Origin of the sequence: Flagellimonas marinaquae (genome assembly GCF_023716465.1) — a bacterium.
Taxonomy (GTDB): Bacteria; Bacteroidota; Bacteroidia; order Flavobacteriales; family Flavobacteriaceae; genus Flagellimonas; species Flagellimonas alginolytica.
In genome coordinates this window covers 1625872-1640909 of record NZ_CP092415.1, presented here as the reverse complement: position 1 = coordinate 1640909, position 15038 = coordinate 1625872, and the positions used below count along the sequence as shown (strand labels likewise).

Annotated in this window: 15 protein-coding genes; 8 read left to right on the top strand and 7 right to left on the bottom strand. The window is 41.5% G+C overall.

Going from position 1 to position 15038, the window contains the following annotated elements; all coding sequences use genetic code 11:
• Positions 1-88: 88 nt before the first annotated feature.
• Positions 89-1120: a rhodanese-related sulfurtransferase gene (locus MJO53_RS07380; protein WP_252081061.1), complete on the bottom strand. Its 1032-nt coding sequence runs from the start codon at positions 1118-1120 to the stop codon at positions 89-91.
• A 268-nt stretch (positions 1121-1388) separates the two neighbouring features.
• Between MJO53_RS07380 and recA the strand changes: the two genes are divergently transcribed.
• The 5 genes from recA to MJO53_RS07355 all read left to right on the top strand — a co-directional run bounded on the left by recA (position 1389) and on the right by MJO53_RS07355 (position 6291).
• Complete coding sequence (gene recA / locus MJO53_RS07375; RefSeq protein WP_224835903.1) at positions 1389-2396, top strand: recombinase RecA; 1008 nt, start codon at positions 1389-1391, stop codon at positions 2394-2396.
• A 98-nt stretch (positions 2397-2494) separates the two neighbouring features.
• Positions 2495-2935, top strand: coding sequence for a hypothetical protein (locus MJO53_RS07370; protein WP_224835904.1), 441 nt, complete (start codon positions 2495-2497; stop codon positions 2933-2935).
• Positions 2936-2962: 27 nt separating this feature from the next.
• Complete coding sequence (locus MJO53_RS07365; RefSeq protein WP_252081060.1) at positions 2963-3493, top strand: RNA polymerase sigma factor; 531 nt, start codon at positions 2963-2965, stop codon at positions 3491-3493.
• An 11-nt stretch (positions 3494-3504) separates the two neighbouring features.
• Positions 3505-4962: an outer membrane beta-barrel protein gene (locus MJO53_RS07360; RefSeq protein WP_252081059.1), complete on the top strand. Its 1458-nt coding sequence runs from the start codon at positions 3505-3507 to the stop codon at positions 4960-4962.
• Positions 4963-5070: 108 nt separating this feature from the next.
• The gene (locus MJO53_RS07355; protein ID WP_252081058.1) at positions 5071-6291 is read left to right on the top strand and encodes a histidine kinase; all 1221 of its coding nucleotides are present in this window, start codon (positions 5071-5073) and stop codon (positions 6289-6291) included.
• Between the two features lies 1 nt (position 6292).
• Here the strand turns inward: MJO53_RS07355 and MJO53_RS07350 are convergent, their stop codons facing one another.
• The gene (locus MJO53_RS07350) at positions 6293-7024 is read right to left on the bottom strand and encodes a lysophospholipid acyltransferase family protein (RefSeq protein WP_224835908.1); all 732 of its coding nucleotides are present in this window, start codon (positions 7022-7024) and stop codon (positions 6293-6295) included.
• 135 nt (positions 7025-7159) lie between these two features.
• Between MJO53_RS07350 and trpS the strand changes: the two genes are divergently transcribed.
• Positions 7160-8128 carry a tryptophan--tRNA ligase gene (trpS, locus tag MJO53_RS07345; RefSeq protein ID WP_252081057.1) on the top strand — a complete coding sequence of 323 codons (969 nt, stop codon included), beginning with the start codon at positions 7160-7162 and terminating at the stop codon, positions 8126-8128.
• 395 nt (positions 8129-8523) lie between these two features.
• Here the strand turns inward: trpS and dprA are convergent, their stop codons facing one another.
• The gene (gene dprA, locus MJO53_RS07340; RefSeq protein ID WP_252081056.1) at positions 8524-9630 is read right to left on the bottom strand and encodes a DNA-processing protein DprA; all 1107 of its coding nucleotides are present in this window, start codon (positions 9628-9630) and stop codon (positions 8524-8526) included.
• Positions 9631-9735: 105 nt separating this feature from the next.
• Here dprA and MJO53_RS07335 point away from each other — a divergent pair, with 105 nt between their 5' ends.
• A complete protein-coding gene (locus MJO53_RS07335) occupies positions 9736-10680 on the top strand; it encodes an SPOR domain-containing protein (protein WP_252081055.1) in 945 nt (314 codons plus the stop codon).
• 62 nt (positions 10681-10742) lie between these two features.
• A complete protein-coding gene (locus MJO53_RS07330) occupies positions 10743-11258 on the top strand; it encodes an acyl-CoA thioesterase (RefSeq protein ID WP_224835912.1) in 516 nt (171 codons plus the stop codon).
• A gap of 3 nt (positions 11259-11261) precedes the next feature.
• Here the strand turns inward: MJO53_RS07330 and MJO53_RS07325 are convergent, their stop codons facing one another.
• The 4 genes from MJO53_RS07325 to MJO53_RS07310 are packed head-to-tail and all read right to left on the bottom strand — an operon-like array spanning position 11262 to position 15027.
• A complete protein-coding gene (locus MJO53_RS07325) occupies positions 11262-12098 on the bottom strand; it encodes an aldo/keto reductase (protein WP_252081054.1) in 837 nt (278 codons plus the stop codon).
• 4 nt (positions 12099-12102) lie between these two features.
• A complete protein-coding gene (locus MJO53_RS07320; RefSeq protein ID WP_252081053.1) occupies positions 12103-13329 on the bottom strand; it encodes a murein hydrolase activator EnvC family protein in 1227 nt (408 codons plus the stop codon).
• Position 13330: 1 nt separating this feature from the next.
• On the bottom strand, positions 13331-14110 hold the full coding sequence (locus tag MJO53_RS07315; RefSeq protein ID WP_224835915.1) for a DUF4292 domain-containing protein: 780 nt from the start codon (positions 14108-14110) through the stop codon (positions 13331-13333).
• Complete coding sequence (locus MJO53_RS07310; RefSeq protein ID WP_252081052.1) at positions 14110-15027, bottom strand: tetratricopeptide repeat protein; 918 nt, start codon at positions 15025-15027, stop codon at positions 14110-14112. Before MJO53_RS07310 ends, MJO53_RS07315 begins: the two co-directional genes overlap by 1 nt.
• Positions 15028-15038 lie beyond the last annotated feature (11 nt).

Below are 15038 nucleotides of genomic sequence, written 5' to 3'. Positions count from 1 at the left end.
TTTAAGGAAATTTGAACCATCTCCTTAAATAGGGTTCATAAAAATTACTCATTGTAAATATAGTACAATTTGTGGCAGCAGGGAAATGCTACTTCTTGTATTTCAACACAGGGGAACGTCCTTTTTTAAATATTTTGTTGCTGGCGCCCTTTCCCTTTCGCAAACGTTTTTGTTCTTCATAAGGTAAAGCATGCACTTCTTTACATTCCACGGAGCAACAATTGTTCATCTCTTGGGCACATTCCTCGCATTGAATAAACAATAAATGACAAGCTTCGTTGGCGCAGTTCACATGGGTATCGCAAGGTTTTCCGCATTGGTGGCAGTGCGCTATCACTTCTTCAGAAATTCGTTCGCCCCTCCTATGGTCAAAAACAAAGTTCTTACCGAGAAATTTGTTTTCCAAGTTCTTTTCGCGCACTTGTCTGGTGTATTCGATTATCCCGCCTTCTAGTTGGTACACATTTTTAAAACCTTTGTGTTTGTAGTAGGCACTGGCTTTTTCGCAGCGGATACCTCCCGTGCAGTACATCACAAGTTTTTTATCCTCCTTGTGCTCAGCTAAATTTTGCTCAATAATATCGAGTGAATCTCGAAAGGTGTCTACATCTGGAGTTATGGCATTCTTAAAATGGCCTATCTCACTTTCGTAGTGGTTGCGCATATCCACCAACACAGTACTTTCGTCCTCAATAAGTTCGTTGAATTGCTCTGCTCCTACATGGACTCCTTTATTGGTGACATCAAAAGTGTCGTCGTTGAGGCCATCGGCCACAATCTTTTTGCGGACCTTTACCTTGAGTTTTAAAAAAGATTTATTGTCCTGTTCAATGGCAATATTCAAGCGTACATTTTCCAAGAAAGAAATGCTATCCAAATGCTCCTTAAAAATCCCGAAATTCTCTGCCGGCACCGAAAGCTGGGCGTTGATCCCTTCGTGAGCGACATAAATGCGGCCAAGAACATCCATATCGTTCCAAGCCAAAAAAAGATGGTTCCTCAAAATTTGAGGATTCCCTATATGTGCATATTTATAGAAAGAGATCGTAAGCCTATCCTTGCCGGCTTCCTCAATAAGAGCTTCCCTTTCTTTTGCACTTAATGTATTGTACAGTTGCATGCTATACTTGATTAAGTTAAAGAATGGTCCTTTAAATTTTTTGCAAAGATAGGGATTGAAAAGAACAGTAAATCAAAAGGGCCATTAGGCCCCCTTAATTCACTTTTTCTTTTTCACAACTAAATTTTCTTTTCTAGCAATTCTGAGCTAAATACAGCTCTATAAAGATGAGTTAGTACACCCAAGATGCATTGTTATTAAAAAGGTTGCGTCGTCTTTGTGGCATGTAGAAAGAAATGGTATTTTAGCCTTCCTAACAATTTTTACCATGAGCAAAGAGAAAGAAGCAAAATTAAAAGCCCTCAAACTTACACTAGATAAATTGGACAAAACCTACGGCAAAGGTGCCGTTATGAAAATGGGGGACAGTGTTGTTGAAGATGTCGAGGTTATTCCTTCAGGGTCGTTAGGTCTGGATATTGCACTCGGGGTCGGCGGTTACCCAAAAGGAAGGGTTGTTGAAATATATGGTCCGGAATCATCCGGTAAGACCACTTTGACCTTGCATGCGATCGCAGAAGCTCAAAAGGCCGGCGGCATTGCCGCTTTTATCGATGCCGAACATGCTTTTGATCGTTTTTATGCGAAAAAACTGGGGGTGGATATCGATAATTTGATCATCTCACAGCCCGATCATGGGGAACAGGCCTTGGAAATAGCCGATAACCTTATCCGTTCCGGCGCCATTGATATTGTGATTGTGGATTCCGTAGCGGCCTTAACTCCAAAAAGCGAAATCGAAGGGGAAATGGGCGATTCAAAAATGGGGCTCCATGCACGATTAATGTCCCAAGCGCTCAGAAAACTTACCTCTACCATAAGCAAGACCAAGTGTACCGTAATTTTCATAAACCAGTTGCGGGAAAAAATCGGGGTAATGTTCGGAAACCCCGAAACTACCACCGGTGGGAATGCCCTAAAATTTTATGCTTCGGTGCGTTTGGATATTAGAAGGTCTACCCAAATTAAGAGTACCGATGGCGAAGTCCAAGGGAACAAGACCCGGGTAAAAGTGGTAAAAAACAAAGTGGCACCTCCATTTAAAACCGCCGAATTCGATATTATGTACGGAGAAGGTATTTCAAAAATCGGCGAAATACTCGATTTGGGCGTAGCATACGAAATTGTAAAGAAAAGCGGTTCTTGGTTCAGTTATGGAGACACCAAATTGGGACAAGGCAGGGACGCGGTAAAAACATTACTGTTGGACAACCCCGAACTGTCCGAAGAACTAGAAGAAAAAATACGGGAAGCCATTGCCGCAGTAAGCGAATAAGCTTTTAATCGATTTTTTGGGCAGATTAACTTTTGGTTATGAAAATCCTACGCAACCCTTGATTGTACCGCACATCTAAGGGAAAAAGGATTTTTGATATGAAAAAAGTGTTAATGCCCATTGTATTATTTGTGGCATGCTCATGGTTCGTTTCCTGTGAAGTGGACGATGATTCCCCCAATTTTTACTTTACCGCGCTTCATACGATAGAGGCCGATGTGCCCGAATCTTTCGAATACGGTAGAACTTACGACATCGACATAACCTACCAACGCCCTAATGGCTGTACATTTTTTGAAGGGTTCGATGTGGTGCAGACCGCAATGACCGATCGCGATGTGGTGGTGATCGGATCCGTGCTCACCGACGAAAACAGAGCGTGTACACAAGCTGTTGAAGAAGTAATGGCCACATTAACGTTTAATGTAATTTACAACAAAGATTATACCTTTAGGTTTTATGCGGGAGACGATGCCGAGGGGAACCCGACCTATTTGGAATATACAGTTCCTGTAGCAACGGAATCCACGCAAAAGTAAAAATACGAATCCAGAATTGACCAACATTTGGATCTTGAAGAACTGATACATAACTGTAAAAAAGGGAATCGGCAGGCGCAAGCTGAGTTATACCGAAGGTATTCCAGCATCCTATTTGGTATGTGCCTAAAATATTCCCGGAACAAAACCGAGGCGGAAGATAATCTGCACGACAGTTTTATGACCATTTACGAGAAAATAGGGCAGTTCAATTTTAAAGGGTCCTTTGAAGGGTGGATCAAAAGAATAACCGTAAACACAGTTCTTCAAAAGTATCGAAAGGATCAACACCTCAATGTGGTTTCGGAAAACACAGAAGATGAGGTCGAGGTGGACACCGAGGCTACCGATGTCAGCCTCTCCACACTTTTGGGATACATTCAAGAATTGCCGCATAAATACCGGTTAACATTCAACCTTTATGTATTGGATGGCTATAGCCACAAAGAAATTAGTGAGCTATTGGGAACCTCAACAGGAACCTCAAAATCGAATTTGGCGAGGGCCAAGGCCATTTTGAGAGATAAAATAGAAAAAACCAAGATCAACATTGCTTAAATAGACAGACCATGGGGAAAAAGAATTTAGAGCAATTGTTCAAAGAACAGTTTCGGGACTATCAAGAAATTCCGGACCAAAAAGTATGGAGTGCCATTGAATCCTCTTTGGACAACAAAAAACAGAAGAAACGGATCGTGCCCATTTGGTGGCACCTAGGCGGTGTTGCCGCTGCCTTGGTGGTCGTATTGTTCGCTATCGATCCATTTGCCGGTGAACCGGCAGAGCAACAAATCATTACAAATGTCGAGGACGACCCCTCCTCTCCAACCAATGCCGAAAAGGATGTGGATACCGACACTTTCAATAAACCATCTCTTTCTCCTGGTACTGATTTAACGCTTGACGACAAAGTTTTGGCAGATACGGAAAACTCCAAAAAGAACAGTAATTCCAAGCCTTCTAACAATAAAGCAAATACAACTTCGAGCTCATTGCCCACTTCCACCACCAAAAACAATTTCACTGTAGCAGATAATGTACCTGAAAATAATTTGGCCCCATCGAAACCTAAATTTTCAAAAAGCCGTGGAACAGCATCAGAAAGCAATGCGGTCTTGGCCTCCAATAAACTTGTTGGAGAACCTACTGATAAGCAGCAGTCTATTCCAACTACTCCCAATTCAGAGGAAGCAATTGCGTCTACCGAAGTAGAAAAGGATAAGATGGAAAAACAATCCATTTATGATGCTATTAAAGAACAAGAAGATCTAGATAAGGCTGTTGCCAACAACAACGCTGGCAAATGGTCCGTTGGCCCTTCTTTGGCACCAGTTTATTTTGATGCTTCTGGTGATGGCTCCCCAATCGGCCCCGACTTTTCTTCCAATTCAAAATCGGGAAACCTTAATCTAAGCTACGGGCTCACCGTAGCCTACGAAATAGGAAAAAAAATAAAACTCCGTTCCGGGGTACATCGCGTTAATTTCGGGTACAGCACCAACGATGTTCTTTTCTCCTCTACATTAAACGCCGCAGCAACGGACAGAATCGCTAATATTGACTACAAACCAAACCCAACAAACATAATTGTTGAAAGTAGGGATGCAAACAAAGGTTCACCATCCGCGACCTCTAAAGAAATAGCGTTGAACAGTACTCCCGCCCTAGATGGTAAAATGGTGCAACAATTGGGCTACATAGAGGTCCCTTTGGAAGTAAATTATGCTCTTGTGGACAATAAGTTCGGTGTGGATTTGATAGGGGGCTTTAGTTCTCTGTTATTGGTGGATAATTCCGTGTTGTTGGAATCCAACAATTTGGTAACAGAGGTGGGTGAAGCGAACAATATAAATTCGCTAAACTTTAGTGCTAATGTGGGCATGGGCCTCAATTATAAGTTTTCCAAAAAAATCAAGATAAATGTGGAACCTGTTTTTAAATATCAATTGAACACCTTTTCCAATGTTTCGGGTAATTTTCAACCGTATTCCATTGGTGTTTACAGTGGTTTTAGTTTTAGGTTTTAGCATAAAGAAGTTGGTTAGGAAGATTGCTCCTCTATGCAATCATTTAAGCGCTCTTGTTAATCAAGAGCGCTTTTTTTAAACAAAATATTCGCATATTATTCTTACATTATGCCTCAAAACACAAACCAACTCCCTGACAATGTGAATGCTGATCAATTTGAAAATATCCTTATCTATTTTTCCAAATCCCTTATGGGCATGGAAAATGAAGAAGACATTCTTTGGGATGTTGCAAAAAACTGCATTTCCAAATTGGGGTTTGTCGATTGTGTGATCTACTTGGTTGACCCTGGCCAAAAAATGCTAATTCAGAAAGCGGCATACGGGCCAAAAAGCCCAAAAGACCAAACATTGTACAACCCTGTGAAAATTGCCGTTGGAGAAGGCATTACAGGCAGTGTCGCAACCACTGGTTCACCCGAACTGATTCTCGACACTACGAAGGACTCGAGATATATCGTGGATGATGATTTTAGGCACTCAGAAATTTGTGTCCCCATTAAATATGAAAATGAAATTTATGGTGTAATAGACTGTGAACACCCGGAAAAAGGTTTTTTTACTGATCGGCATTTAAAAATGCTATCTGCCATTGCATCTATCTGTGCCATAAAAATTAGAAGTGTGCGCACCAATAGACAATTGCTGGAAAAACAGCGTAAGCTTATTGAGGTAAGGGAGGAAATACTCGAGCTAAAGTTAAAAACACTGAGTTCGCAACTTAATCCGCATTTTGTGTTCAATGCCTTAAATGCCATACAATACTTTATTACTTCTCAAAATACCAAGTTGGCCCTTGATTATTTTTCTACATTTAGTAAGCTTGTCCGGTTTTATTTAAAGCAGATAGGTCAAGACTCGGCTTCTCTGTACAACGAGGTCGACATGTTGAATTGGTATTTAAAGCTTCAAAAATTGAGATATGATGATTCTTTCGACTACACTATCTCAATGGAAAAAAATAATATTATTTCAAAAGAAGCTTACATCCCGCCTTTTGTAATACTTATGCTCTTTGAGAATATTGTGGAACAATCCATTATAAATGGAGTTACCGATCAGCATTTTAAGATTGGAATAAAAACCATAAAAAACAAGGTTACTTTTGATGTTGAATATCATTGTAAAGGGATGGATTCCGAGTCCACAGACAATCATTGGTACCGTAAAAACATGATAAATTGGAAAGAGCAGATTGAACTTTTGAACACGGTAAAAGGGTATCAAATTTTCCATGAGACCACGAGCTCCTTCAACAATGGAACAGATATAAAACATATTGTTTTACAACTGCCCAACCTTGCTATATCGAAAAACGCAATGGATTAACTCAAATCAGTTCCTCAAGAATAACATCCCTGACCTCTTCCCTTAAGGTGGATGTGTCCTCCGGACTCAAGATCCCGGTTTCAAAAAATTGATGCACCCGTACCCGGATTCTACCAGGTCCGCCACTGTAAAAAGTAAATGAGAACCTCTTTTTGTTATCATAAAAAGTCATCGGCACCACCGGAATTTTATGGGTTATGGCCATTTTAAATGCTCCGTCCTTAAAACTGTCCAAAACTACTTCTTCGTCAGGGACCCCTCCTTCTGGAAAAATACAGATACTTAAACCTTGATCCAATCGCCTTTGTGCCCTTCGATACACACCTGTGCGGCTTTTAACACTGTCCCTATCCACCAAAATGCAAACTCTTTTATAGAAAAATCCAAATATGGGAATCTTTACCAATTCCTTTTTGCCCACAAAAACAAAAGGGTTTTTACTTACATGGAGCATCAACATAATATCGAGCATGCTGGTATGGTTGGCCACCAACATATAACTCTTCCCCCTATCCATCCGTTGTTCGCGCACAACTTTAGGAAAGCATCCCATACCGTACAAAATGGGACGAGCCCATAAATTTCGGGCCAACCAGAAAAATTGGGGATAGGTCTTCTCCGAAATTGTAGTGGCCAGTAGAAAGGGAAAAAACAGAAAAATAGGAACAGCCACCAAAATATAGAACCAAACCCTATACAACCAATGCCCCACATTTTTGATTATTCCAAGCATCTGCCAAAAGTAACCTATTTCCCAATTTTAATCGATATGGGATGTATGGGCATAACCGGTTCTTTAAACAAACAGTCATATATCCAGCTTTTTTTATAATCAGCGGATGCTTACTTTTACGGTCAAAAATTAAAAATGGCCAGAATTCTTACAGGAATACAAAGTACAGGCACGCCCCATTTAGGAAATATTTTAGGTGCAATTGTCCCTGCCATTGAAATGGCGGAAAACCCTAAAAACGATTCCTTCTTGTTTATTGCCGATATGCATTCGTTAACTCAAATAAAAAATGGGGAGCTGTTAAGGGGCAATACCTATGCCATTGCTGCTGCTTGGCTCGCTTTTGGCCTGGATATTGAAAAAACTGTTTTTTACAGACAGAGTGATATTCCCCAAACTGCGGAATTGGCTTGGTACTTAAGCTGCTTTTTTCCATACCAGCGACTTACTTTGGCCCATTCCTTTAAAGATAAGGCCGGCAGGCTGGAAGATGTGAACGCAGGACTTTTTTCCTATCCCATGCTAATGGCCGCGGACATATTGTTGTACGATGCAGAAATTGTTCCTGTAGGGAAAGATCAACTGCAACATTTGGAAATAACAAGGGATGTAGCTTCTCGTTTTCACAATCAGATGGGCGAAACATTTGTAATGCCCGAGGCCAAAGTCCACGAGCAGACCAAATACGTTCCAGGAACAGATGGTGAAAAAATGAGCAAAAGCCGTGACAACCTTATAAACCTTTTCCAAACCGATAAAAAATTAAGAAAACAGATCATGGGCATTGTTACGGACAGTACACCCATGGAAGAACCCAAAGATCCCAGCAAGGACAATGTGTTTGCACTGTACAAGCTTTTGGCCAGCCCAGAGCAAATCGAGGAAATGAGCGCCAATTATTTAGCGGGCAATTATGGTTACGGACACGCCAAACAAGCCTTGTACGAGCTTATTATAGAAAAGTTCGAAGAGCCCCGGGAAAAGTTTGAGTATTACATGAACCATACAGGCGAGATCGACGAGGCTTTGGCCTTTGGTGCGGAAAAAGCCCGAAAAGTGGCCAATGAGGTATTGGTCCGTGTTCGAGAAAAGTTGGGGTATTAGCCTTTTATCGATATTTTGACTTAATAGGCCCATATTCAAGGAGCGGGTAAATTTGGACTTCCTTGCCAAACCCTTTTTAAAAAGGAAATAAAACCCGATTTTTTGTGGCAAGTCTTCGATGAACAACGCCCTAAAACAGAGTGACTGTTCTGTTATCATTCCATACGACGAATGTCATTCCTGCGCAGGCAGGAATCCATCATCAAAAAACTGAAAACTAAATCTGGTGGAATTCTTTGCTCTTCTTCCACAAGCTCAGGATGAGAGCTCTTGATGACGGTTCGCAACAACACCTTACCACACCCATAACTGTCTGTTGAACGACCACCGACTATTGTTTCGAATACGCTCAACGACCTACTACCGACTGCTCCCTACCAATTGAATCTTGGAAACTACACCGCCTCGAACAGTTTACCGGGCAGTGGTCGGATCACGCCCTTCATTTCCATGTTCAATAATGTGCTGGAAACTTTAAAAATGGGCAGATTACATTCCAAAGCAACGGTGTCCAGTAGTTGTTTTCCGTTTATTTGCAAGTAGTTGTAGATTGACTGTTCTGTTTCATCCAACTCGACAAACAGCTGCTTTTGCACCGCTTTTTCTTGTTTTTCCGCTTCAATTTCCCATCCAAGAAGATAAACCAGTTCGGCTGCAGACGTCAATATATGCGCTTTTTGATATTTTATGAGGTCATTACAGCCTTTGCTCCATTTATCGGTAGCCCTGCCAGGAACGGCAAAAACTTCCCGGTGGTACCCATGTGCCAGATCGGCGGTTACCAAGCTCCCCCCTTTTTCCGCAGATTCGATCACAATGGTTGCTTCACTTATTCCTGCAATTATCCGGTTTCTTTTGAGGAAATTTTCCCGATTAGGCTGGCTTGTACTCCAAAACTCCGTCATAAACCCACCATTTCGCTCTATTTTGGTTTGATATTTGGCATGTACCTTAGGATATATTTGATCCAATCCATGCGCCATACAAGCTATGGTCTGTAATCCATGGTCCATGGCCGCCTTTTGAACAGCAATATCCACTCCGTAGGCGAATCCACTAACGATAACCGGGTTCAAAGGCGCCAATTCCTCTATAAATCGATGACAGAACGAGACACCATAGTTGGTCACATTTCTTGTGCCCACCACACTGATTAGCTTTTGACCCTTTAAATCTATATTCCCGCGCTGAAACAATATAATAGGCCCGTCCAAACAATGTTTCAACCGGGCCGGATAATCTTCATCCATAAAATAGGAGGTGGAAATATTCTGCTTGGACAGAAATTCGAATTCTTCTTGGGCTTTTTCAAGGTACATTGTGTCCTGCAGACCTTTCAAAGTAACTTTTCCAATGCCATCAATTTTTAAAAGATGATGCATTTTATCTTCAAAAACTGCTGTTGGGCTTCCACAATGTGCAATTAATTTCTTGGCGGTCACATCCCCGATATTCGGAATGTTTTGCAGCCGTAAAGCCGCAATAATTTCAGGTTCAGTCATTTGATTTGGGAGTCAAAGTTGTTCACAAAATACAGATTTTTAAATGTTAATAAAAAGTTATGCTGCATATTTTGTACTCCCCCTTTTTTTGCAATATTTGTGGCTATGCGGATAGACTCATACCTAGAAAAATTATTGTTCGAGTACAACTGTGTGGTTGTTCCCGGTTTTGGGGCGTTTTTAGCTCACGGAAAATCCGCAGAAATCGATTTGACCACCAACACATTGGTACCACCGAGCAAGGTAATTTCCTTTAATGCCCAACTTACCAAAAACGATGGGCTATTGGTATCCCACATATCCAAAGAAAAGAATATCGGGTACGAGGAAATGCTAAAGGAAGTGGAAAATATCTCACTGGATTGGAACAATAAATTATCCAAAGGTGAGAGCATTGAGCTTTTTGGTATAGGCAAACTATGGCACAACAACGAGCATAGAATCCAATTTCAGCCAGAGGAAAAAATCAACTTTTTGACGTCTTCCTTTGGATTGTCCGCTTTTGCCGCTACGCCGATTAAGCGTGAGGTGATCAAGGAGGAGGTTGAAGAACTGGAAGAGCGCATCCCATTTATAATTACCCCTGAGAAAAGGGAACAGACCTCGTTCAGGCCTTGGTTAAAATATGCCGCGGTTATTCTATTGGCCGTTTCCATGGGTGTAACATCGTACCGAACTTATGATGATTTACAGCAAAAAGAGGTTGCGGCCCAGCAAGATGCACAACAAGAAGTTTCCCGTTTGATCCAAGAAGCTACTTTTTTTGAGAGTTCTCCTTTGGAACTGCCCGCCATCAACCTTAGCGTGACCAAAAAGAAAAGGGGACACCACCATATTATCGCGGGAGCTTTCCGGGAGCAACAGAATGCTGAAAAAAGGGTAGATCAACTTAAGGAAAAAGGATACAATGCCTTTTATCTTGGGGTGAACAAATATGGCCTGCACCAAGTGGCTTACGATAGCTTTGAAGACCCTCAAAAAGCACTGCTGTTCCTACGAAAGGTCAAAGTTGAGGATTCCAGGGATGCTTGGATGCTTTCCGAAAAATAAATAATCCCGCTTTCTTTTAAAACCTTTCCGTACTTCAATATCTTTGCGCAAAATTTAAAGGTATGACGCCTAAGACTCCTAGTGAATCACGTACGGTAATGACCGATTTGGTATTACCCAGCGAAACCAACCCGTTGAACAACCTTTTTGGCGGTGAACTATTGGCCCGTATGGATCGTGCTGCCAGTATTTCTGCCCGTAGACATAGCAGACGTATCACCGTAACTGCCTCCGTGAACCATGTTGCATTTAACAGCGCAGTTCCTTTGGGCAGTGTGGTGACCGTAGAGGCTTCTGTTTCCCGCGCTTTTAATACCTCCATGGAAATTTTCTTGGATGTTTGGATAGAAGATCGCTTTACGGGAGAGCGTACCAAGGCAAATGAGGCCATTTACACCTTTGTTGCGGTGGATGACACCGGCAAACCAACGGAAGTCCCACCGTTGGAGCCGGAAACCGAGCTGGAAAAGCAACGTTTTGCCGCTGCGTTACGACGTAAACAGCTCAGCTTGGTACTTGCCGGTAAAATGAAACCTGCCGATGCTACCGAACTAAAAGCATTGTTTACTACTTCCTAAAGTTTAAAAATCAAAGTTGTCCGGATCGGGGCCAAATCGTTTGCCTTTGTCCAAACTATCGAGGAGCTTTACGTCTTCATCCGAAAGTGTAAAATCGAACAGCTCCGAATTGGTTTTGATCCGTTCTTTTTTGGATGATTTAGGAATGGTGACCACTCCTTTTTGCAGATCCCATCGCAGCACGATCTGGGCAATTGTTTTGTTGTATTTAGCTGCCATGTCCTTCATAATGTCCAAATCAAAGATGTTCCCTTGCATTAAAGGGGACCACGCTTCATATTGGATTTGGTGCGAGCTGCAAAAATCCATCAACTCTTGCTGCACCAAGTAGGGATGAAACTCCATTTGATTGACCATGGGCACAATCTCGGCGGTATCCAAAAGATCTTCTAAATGGTGCTTTAAAAAGTTGCTAACTCCGATGGCGCGCACCCGTTTTTCCCTATACAGTCTTTCAAGTGCTCGCCAGGTGTCTTTGGACAGGTCCCCTTTGGGCCAATGGATGAGGTACAGGTCCAGATAATCGGTTCCCAAACGATTTAAACTGGCTTCGAATGCCTTCAATGTAGCTTCGTATCCTTGATCGGTATTCCAAACTTTACTTACCAAGAACACATCTTCCCGAGGTACATTGCTTTGCCTTATTCCTTCGCCTACCCCTTCCTCATTTTCGTAAATGGCAGCGGTATCTATATGACGATAACCGTGGTTCAAAGCTTCTTTTACCGCATTGATCACCTCTTCTCCATCTTTGGAAAGGTAAACACCAAGCCCTAAATAGGGCATCTGGACCCCATTGTGGAGTTCAAAGGAGCCTTGCAAGTCTGATAATTTCTTCATAGTGTTAGAGTTGATATATCCAATCTTCAGGGTTCAATCGGTTGGAATCCCTATACAGATAGAACTTCAATTTTGTTGTGCCATCAAACCGATTGGTATTTATTTCGCCCAGAATATCCTTGGCAGCTACTTTATCCCCTTTTTTTACATAAAGATCGGATAGGTTATAATAGGTGGTGATATAGTTTCCGTGTTTTATTTGAACACCCTTGTTCCCTCCTGGAACGGTAAGTATGGCTATTACCTCTCCCTCAAAAATAGCCCTTGCCTTGCTGCCCTTGTCCGTAGTAATGGTAACCCCATTGTTCCTGTGCTTGATTCCAGGATACAATTTATCGGCATAAACCCCGTACCCTTGGCTTTTAACTCCTTTTTCCACCGGCCAAATGAGCCTTCCTTTATTGGAGGTAAAGTTGTCCGCAACCAATTTTGTTTCCGGGGTCATGGCAAAAGTTGGACTGCTGGTCGATTTACCGGAGCTTTTATTAGAGCTGGCGATCGCACTTTTGATCATTCGTTCTATCTCTCGATCAATTTTACGGGCCTCTGCCTGCTTCTTGTTTATTGCTGTAGTATATTTTGCTTCGTTTTGTTTTATGCTCGTTAAAAGTCTCTTTTGGGTCTCAATTTCTTTGGTCAGTTCATCTTTTGCCTTTCTATTCTCCGCAATGAGTTGGTCTTTTTGCTTGCGCTGACTTACCAAATCCTGGTTTAAAAGGGTAAGCTCTTCGGTTTTCTTTACAATATCTTCCCCTTGTTTTTTTCGATGTTTGGCATATTGTTGCATATACTGAAGCCTTTTAAAAGCCTGAAAGAAATTCTCAGCTGAAAGCAAAAACATGAGTCGATTGTTCTGTGATTTATTCTGGTAGGTTTTTTGGATCAAATGGGCATAATCTTCTTTTAGGGCATTTAAGTCTTCTCTTAATTTGCTTATGCTTCTGATGTTTACATTTATCTGCCTATTTAGCAAGTTCGACTGTTGGTTGGTTACTCGAATAAGTTCTTGGCGAACGCTGATCTTGTTGTCCAAGGCTTCCATTTGGTCCAATACGGTGCCCTTTTCTTTACGTTCTGCAAAGAGCAATCTATTGATTTCCTTAATTTCTTTCTGCAGTCGTTCACGTTTGGCCTCCAGTACTTTTTGCTCGCTGGTCTGGGCAAAACTCCCCGATGAAACAAAGAATATAACTAACGCATAATAAAACAGATATGAAGTTTTATCTTTCATACTACTTTAATGTAATTTTATCATATCCTTTGGGTATCTTATAGGGAAAACTCATGGGTTTGTTCAATTCCAGGTTTCTAAAACTTAGGTCAATAGTGGTCAGCTCACCTGCTTCTTCGGCGACAATCTTAACTTCGTTCGGCAGCACATTTCCTGAAATATCCTGATAGGTATATTTAGCCATTAGTTGTCTGGAATTTTCCGGCTGGGATATTTCTTGAGACGCTATCTTAAAGTTTTTGGGTTCCAACTGAAACAGTATTTTGAAAAGCTCTTGGGCCTTTTTCGGTTTTAATTGGTAATTCCCATTGTACACTTCGCTATTGAATTTTTCCTTTCGCAGGTCCAACACAGCATTGCCGAGGAGTAGGTTCTGTACTTTTTCAAAATCCAATTGGGTGCCCAAAAGTTCGCTCAAATAACTAAAATCACCATCGAAATATTCGTTTTGTAACTTGTTGTAGAAGGAAACCTTCTTTGGGGTAATGTGCGCCTTGACCACTCCTAAGGGAGCACTCATCCAAATAACCTTGTCCTTTTCCATTCTTAGGCTCACATTAACTCCTTGCGAATCGTCTCCGTTGGCGTAATCTATCTTTACCCTTCCCCTCAATGTCTTAAAATTGGATTGATTGGCGTAATGGGCGTTTATAATGTTCTTTGCAGTAAGGCGCGAATTGACCTCCCCACCAGTAATGGATTTAGTGCCCTTACAAGCGCCCAATACGAACAACAACATTGGTATTGCGGTGAATCTTATTATATTTTTATGTAGGTTCATTATAATCCCGAATTGATTTTGTTCAAATACTCATTGGCTTTCTGTGTGTCACCAATTTTGGCATATCCTGCGGATAGCTGCTTGTATATTTTATTTTGAAGCTGGTTGTCATCCAACAGATAGTCCAGTCCGCTTAACAACACTTCAACACCCTTGCTTGCATTTCCCGTGTTATTTAGTGCTGTGCCATAAGCATAATAGAAATAGGGCTGTAAGGGATAAGTGTCCAGAGCCTCTTGCGATTCGCTCAACAGCTTCTTAAAATTGGACGCTGAGATCAATTGTTCCATTGTTGCTTGCAATTGCAGTACCGGATCATTGCTATTATTTCTTTGTTCTACTGTCCGAACTTCTTGCATCTGACCTCCTTTTTCCAAAGAATCGTTTATTTTTCGAGTCAGCTCTGTTTTTAAACCCGAATTCTCCATTGTACCCAACACGTTAGAAGCTTCCTCATACTTTTTCATCCTAAAGAGCGAAACCGCCATGTTTTGCCGTAACTTTTCATTTTGATAAGGTATGCGTTGCTTAATCCCTTCTATTGGGCTTCCCTGTTTGTCGAGAATGGTCAATAGATTGTCCAAATACCAATAATCTTCTGGTTTTGAAAGAAGCGCTGCAACAGCATAATCTTGAGCCTGTATGTACTTTTTGTCCAAAAGATAGGCTTTGGCCAGTTCGTAGTCCACAACACTGTTATCGGGCTCCAATTGCTTACATTTTAAAAACAGATCAACTGCTCTATCGTAGTTTTGGATACCTTTTTGTTTTAAGGCCTCAAAAAAGTTTTCTTGAAACTCATCGGTATATTCGTCGAGGTAGACCTCGGCGCTTTCCTGTTCTTCTTGGGCATAGGTATCACAATGCATCAAGATTGATGCTGTTAAAAACACCCAAAGAAGTAATACATTTTTCATACCGTCTTAAG

Excerpts from the sequence above, each read along its gene's own strand:
- MJO53_RS07380 (WP_252081061.1), bottom strand. The coding sequence starts at position 1,120 with ATGCAACTGTACAATACATTAAGTGCAAAAGAAAGGGAAGCTCTTATT.
- recA (WP_224835903.1), top strand. The coding sequence starts at position 1,389 with ATGAGCAAAGAGAAAGAAGCAAAATTAAAAGCCCTCAAACTTACACTA.
- MJO53_RS07370 (WP_224835904.1), top strand. The coding sequence starts at position 2,495 with ATGAAAAAAGTGTTAATGCCCATTGTATTATTTGTGGCATGCTCATGG.
- MJO53_RS07360 (WP_252081059.1), top strand. The coding sequence starts at position 3,505 with ATGGGGAAAAAGAATTTAGAGCAATTGTTCAAAGAACAGTTTCGGGAC.
- MJO53_RS07355 (WP_252081058.1), top strand. The coding sequence starts at position 5,071 with ATGCCTCAAAACACAAACCAACTCCCTGACAATGTGAATGCTGATCAA.
- MJO53_RS07350 (WP_224835908.1), bottom strand. The coding sequence starts at position 7,024 with ATGCTTGGAATAATCAAAAATGTGGGGCATTGGTTGTATAGGGTTTGG.
- trpS (WP_252081057.1), top strand. The coding sequence starts at position 7,160 with ATGGCCAGAATTCTTACAGGAATACAAAGTACAGGCACGCCCCATTTA.
- dprA (WP_252081056.1), bottom strand. The coding sequence starts at position 9,630 with ATGACTGAACCTGAAATTATTGCGGCTTTACGGCTGCAAAACATTCCG.
- MJO53_RS07335 (WP_252081055.1), top strand. The coding sequence starts at position 9,736 with ATGCGGATAGACTCATACCTAGAAAAATTATTGTTCGAGTACAACTGT.
- MJO53_RS07330 (WP_224835912.1), top strand. The coding sequence starts at position 10,743 with ATGACGCCTAAGACTCCTAGTGAATCACGTACGGTAATGACCGATTTG.
- MJO53_RS07325 (WP_252081054.1), bottom strand. The coding sequence starts at position 12,098 with ATGAAGAAATTATCAGACTTGCAAGGCTCCTTTGAACTCCACAATGGG.
- MJO53_RS07320 (WP_252081053.1), bottom strand. The coding sequence starts at position 13,329 with ATGAAAGATAAAACTTCATATCTGTTTTATTATGCGTTAGTTATATTC.
- MJO53_RS07315 (WP_224835915.1), bottom strand. The coding sequence starts at position 14,110 with ATGAACCTACATAAAAATATAATAAGATTCACCGCAATACCAATGTTG.
- MJO53_RS07310 (WP_252081052.1), bottom strand. The coding sequence starts at position 15,027 with ATGAAAAATGTATTACTTCTTTGGGTGTTTTTAACAGCATCAATCTTG.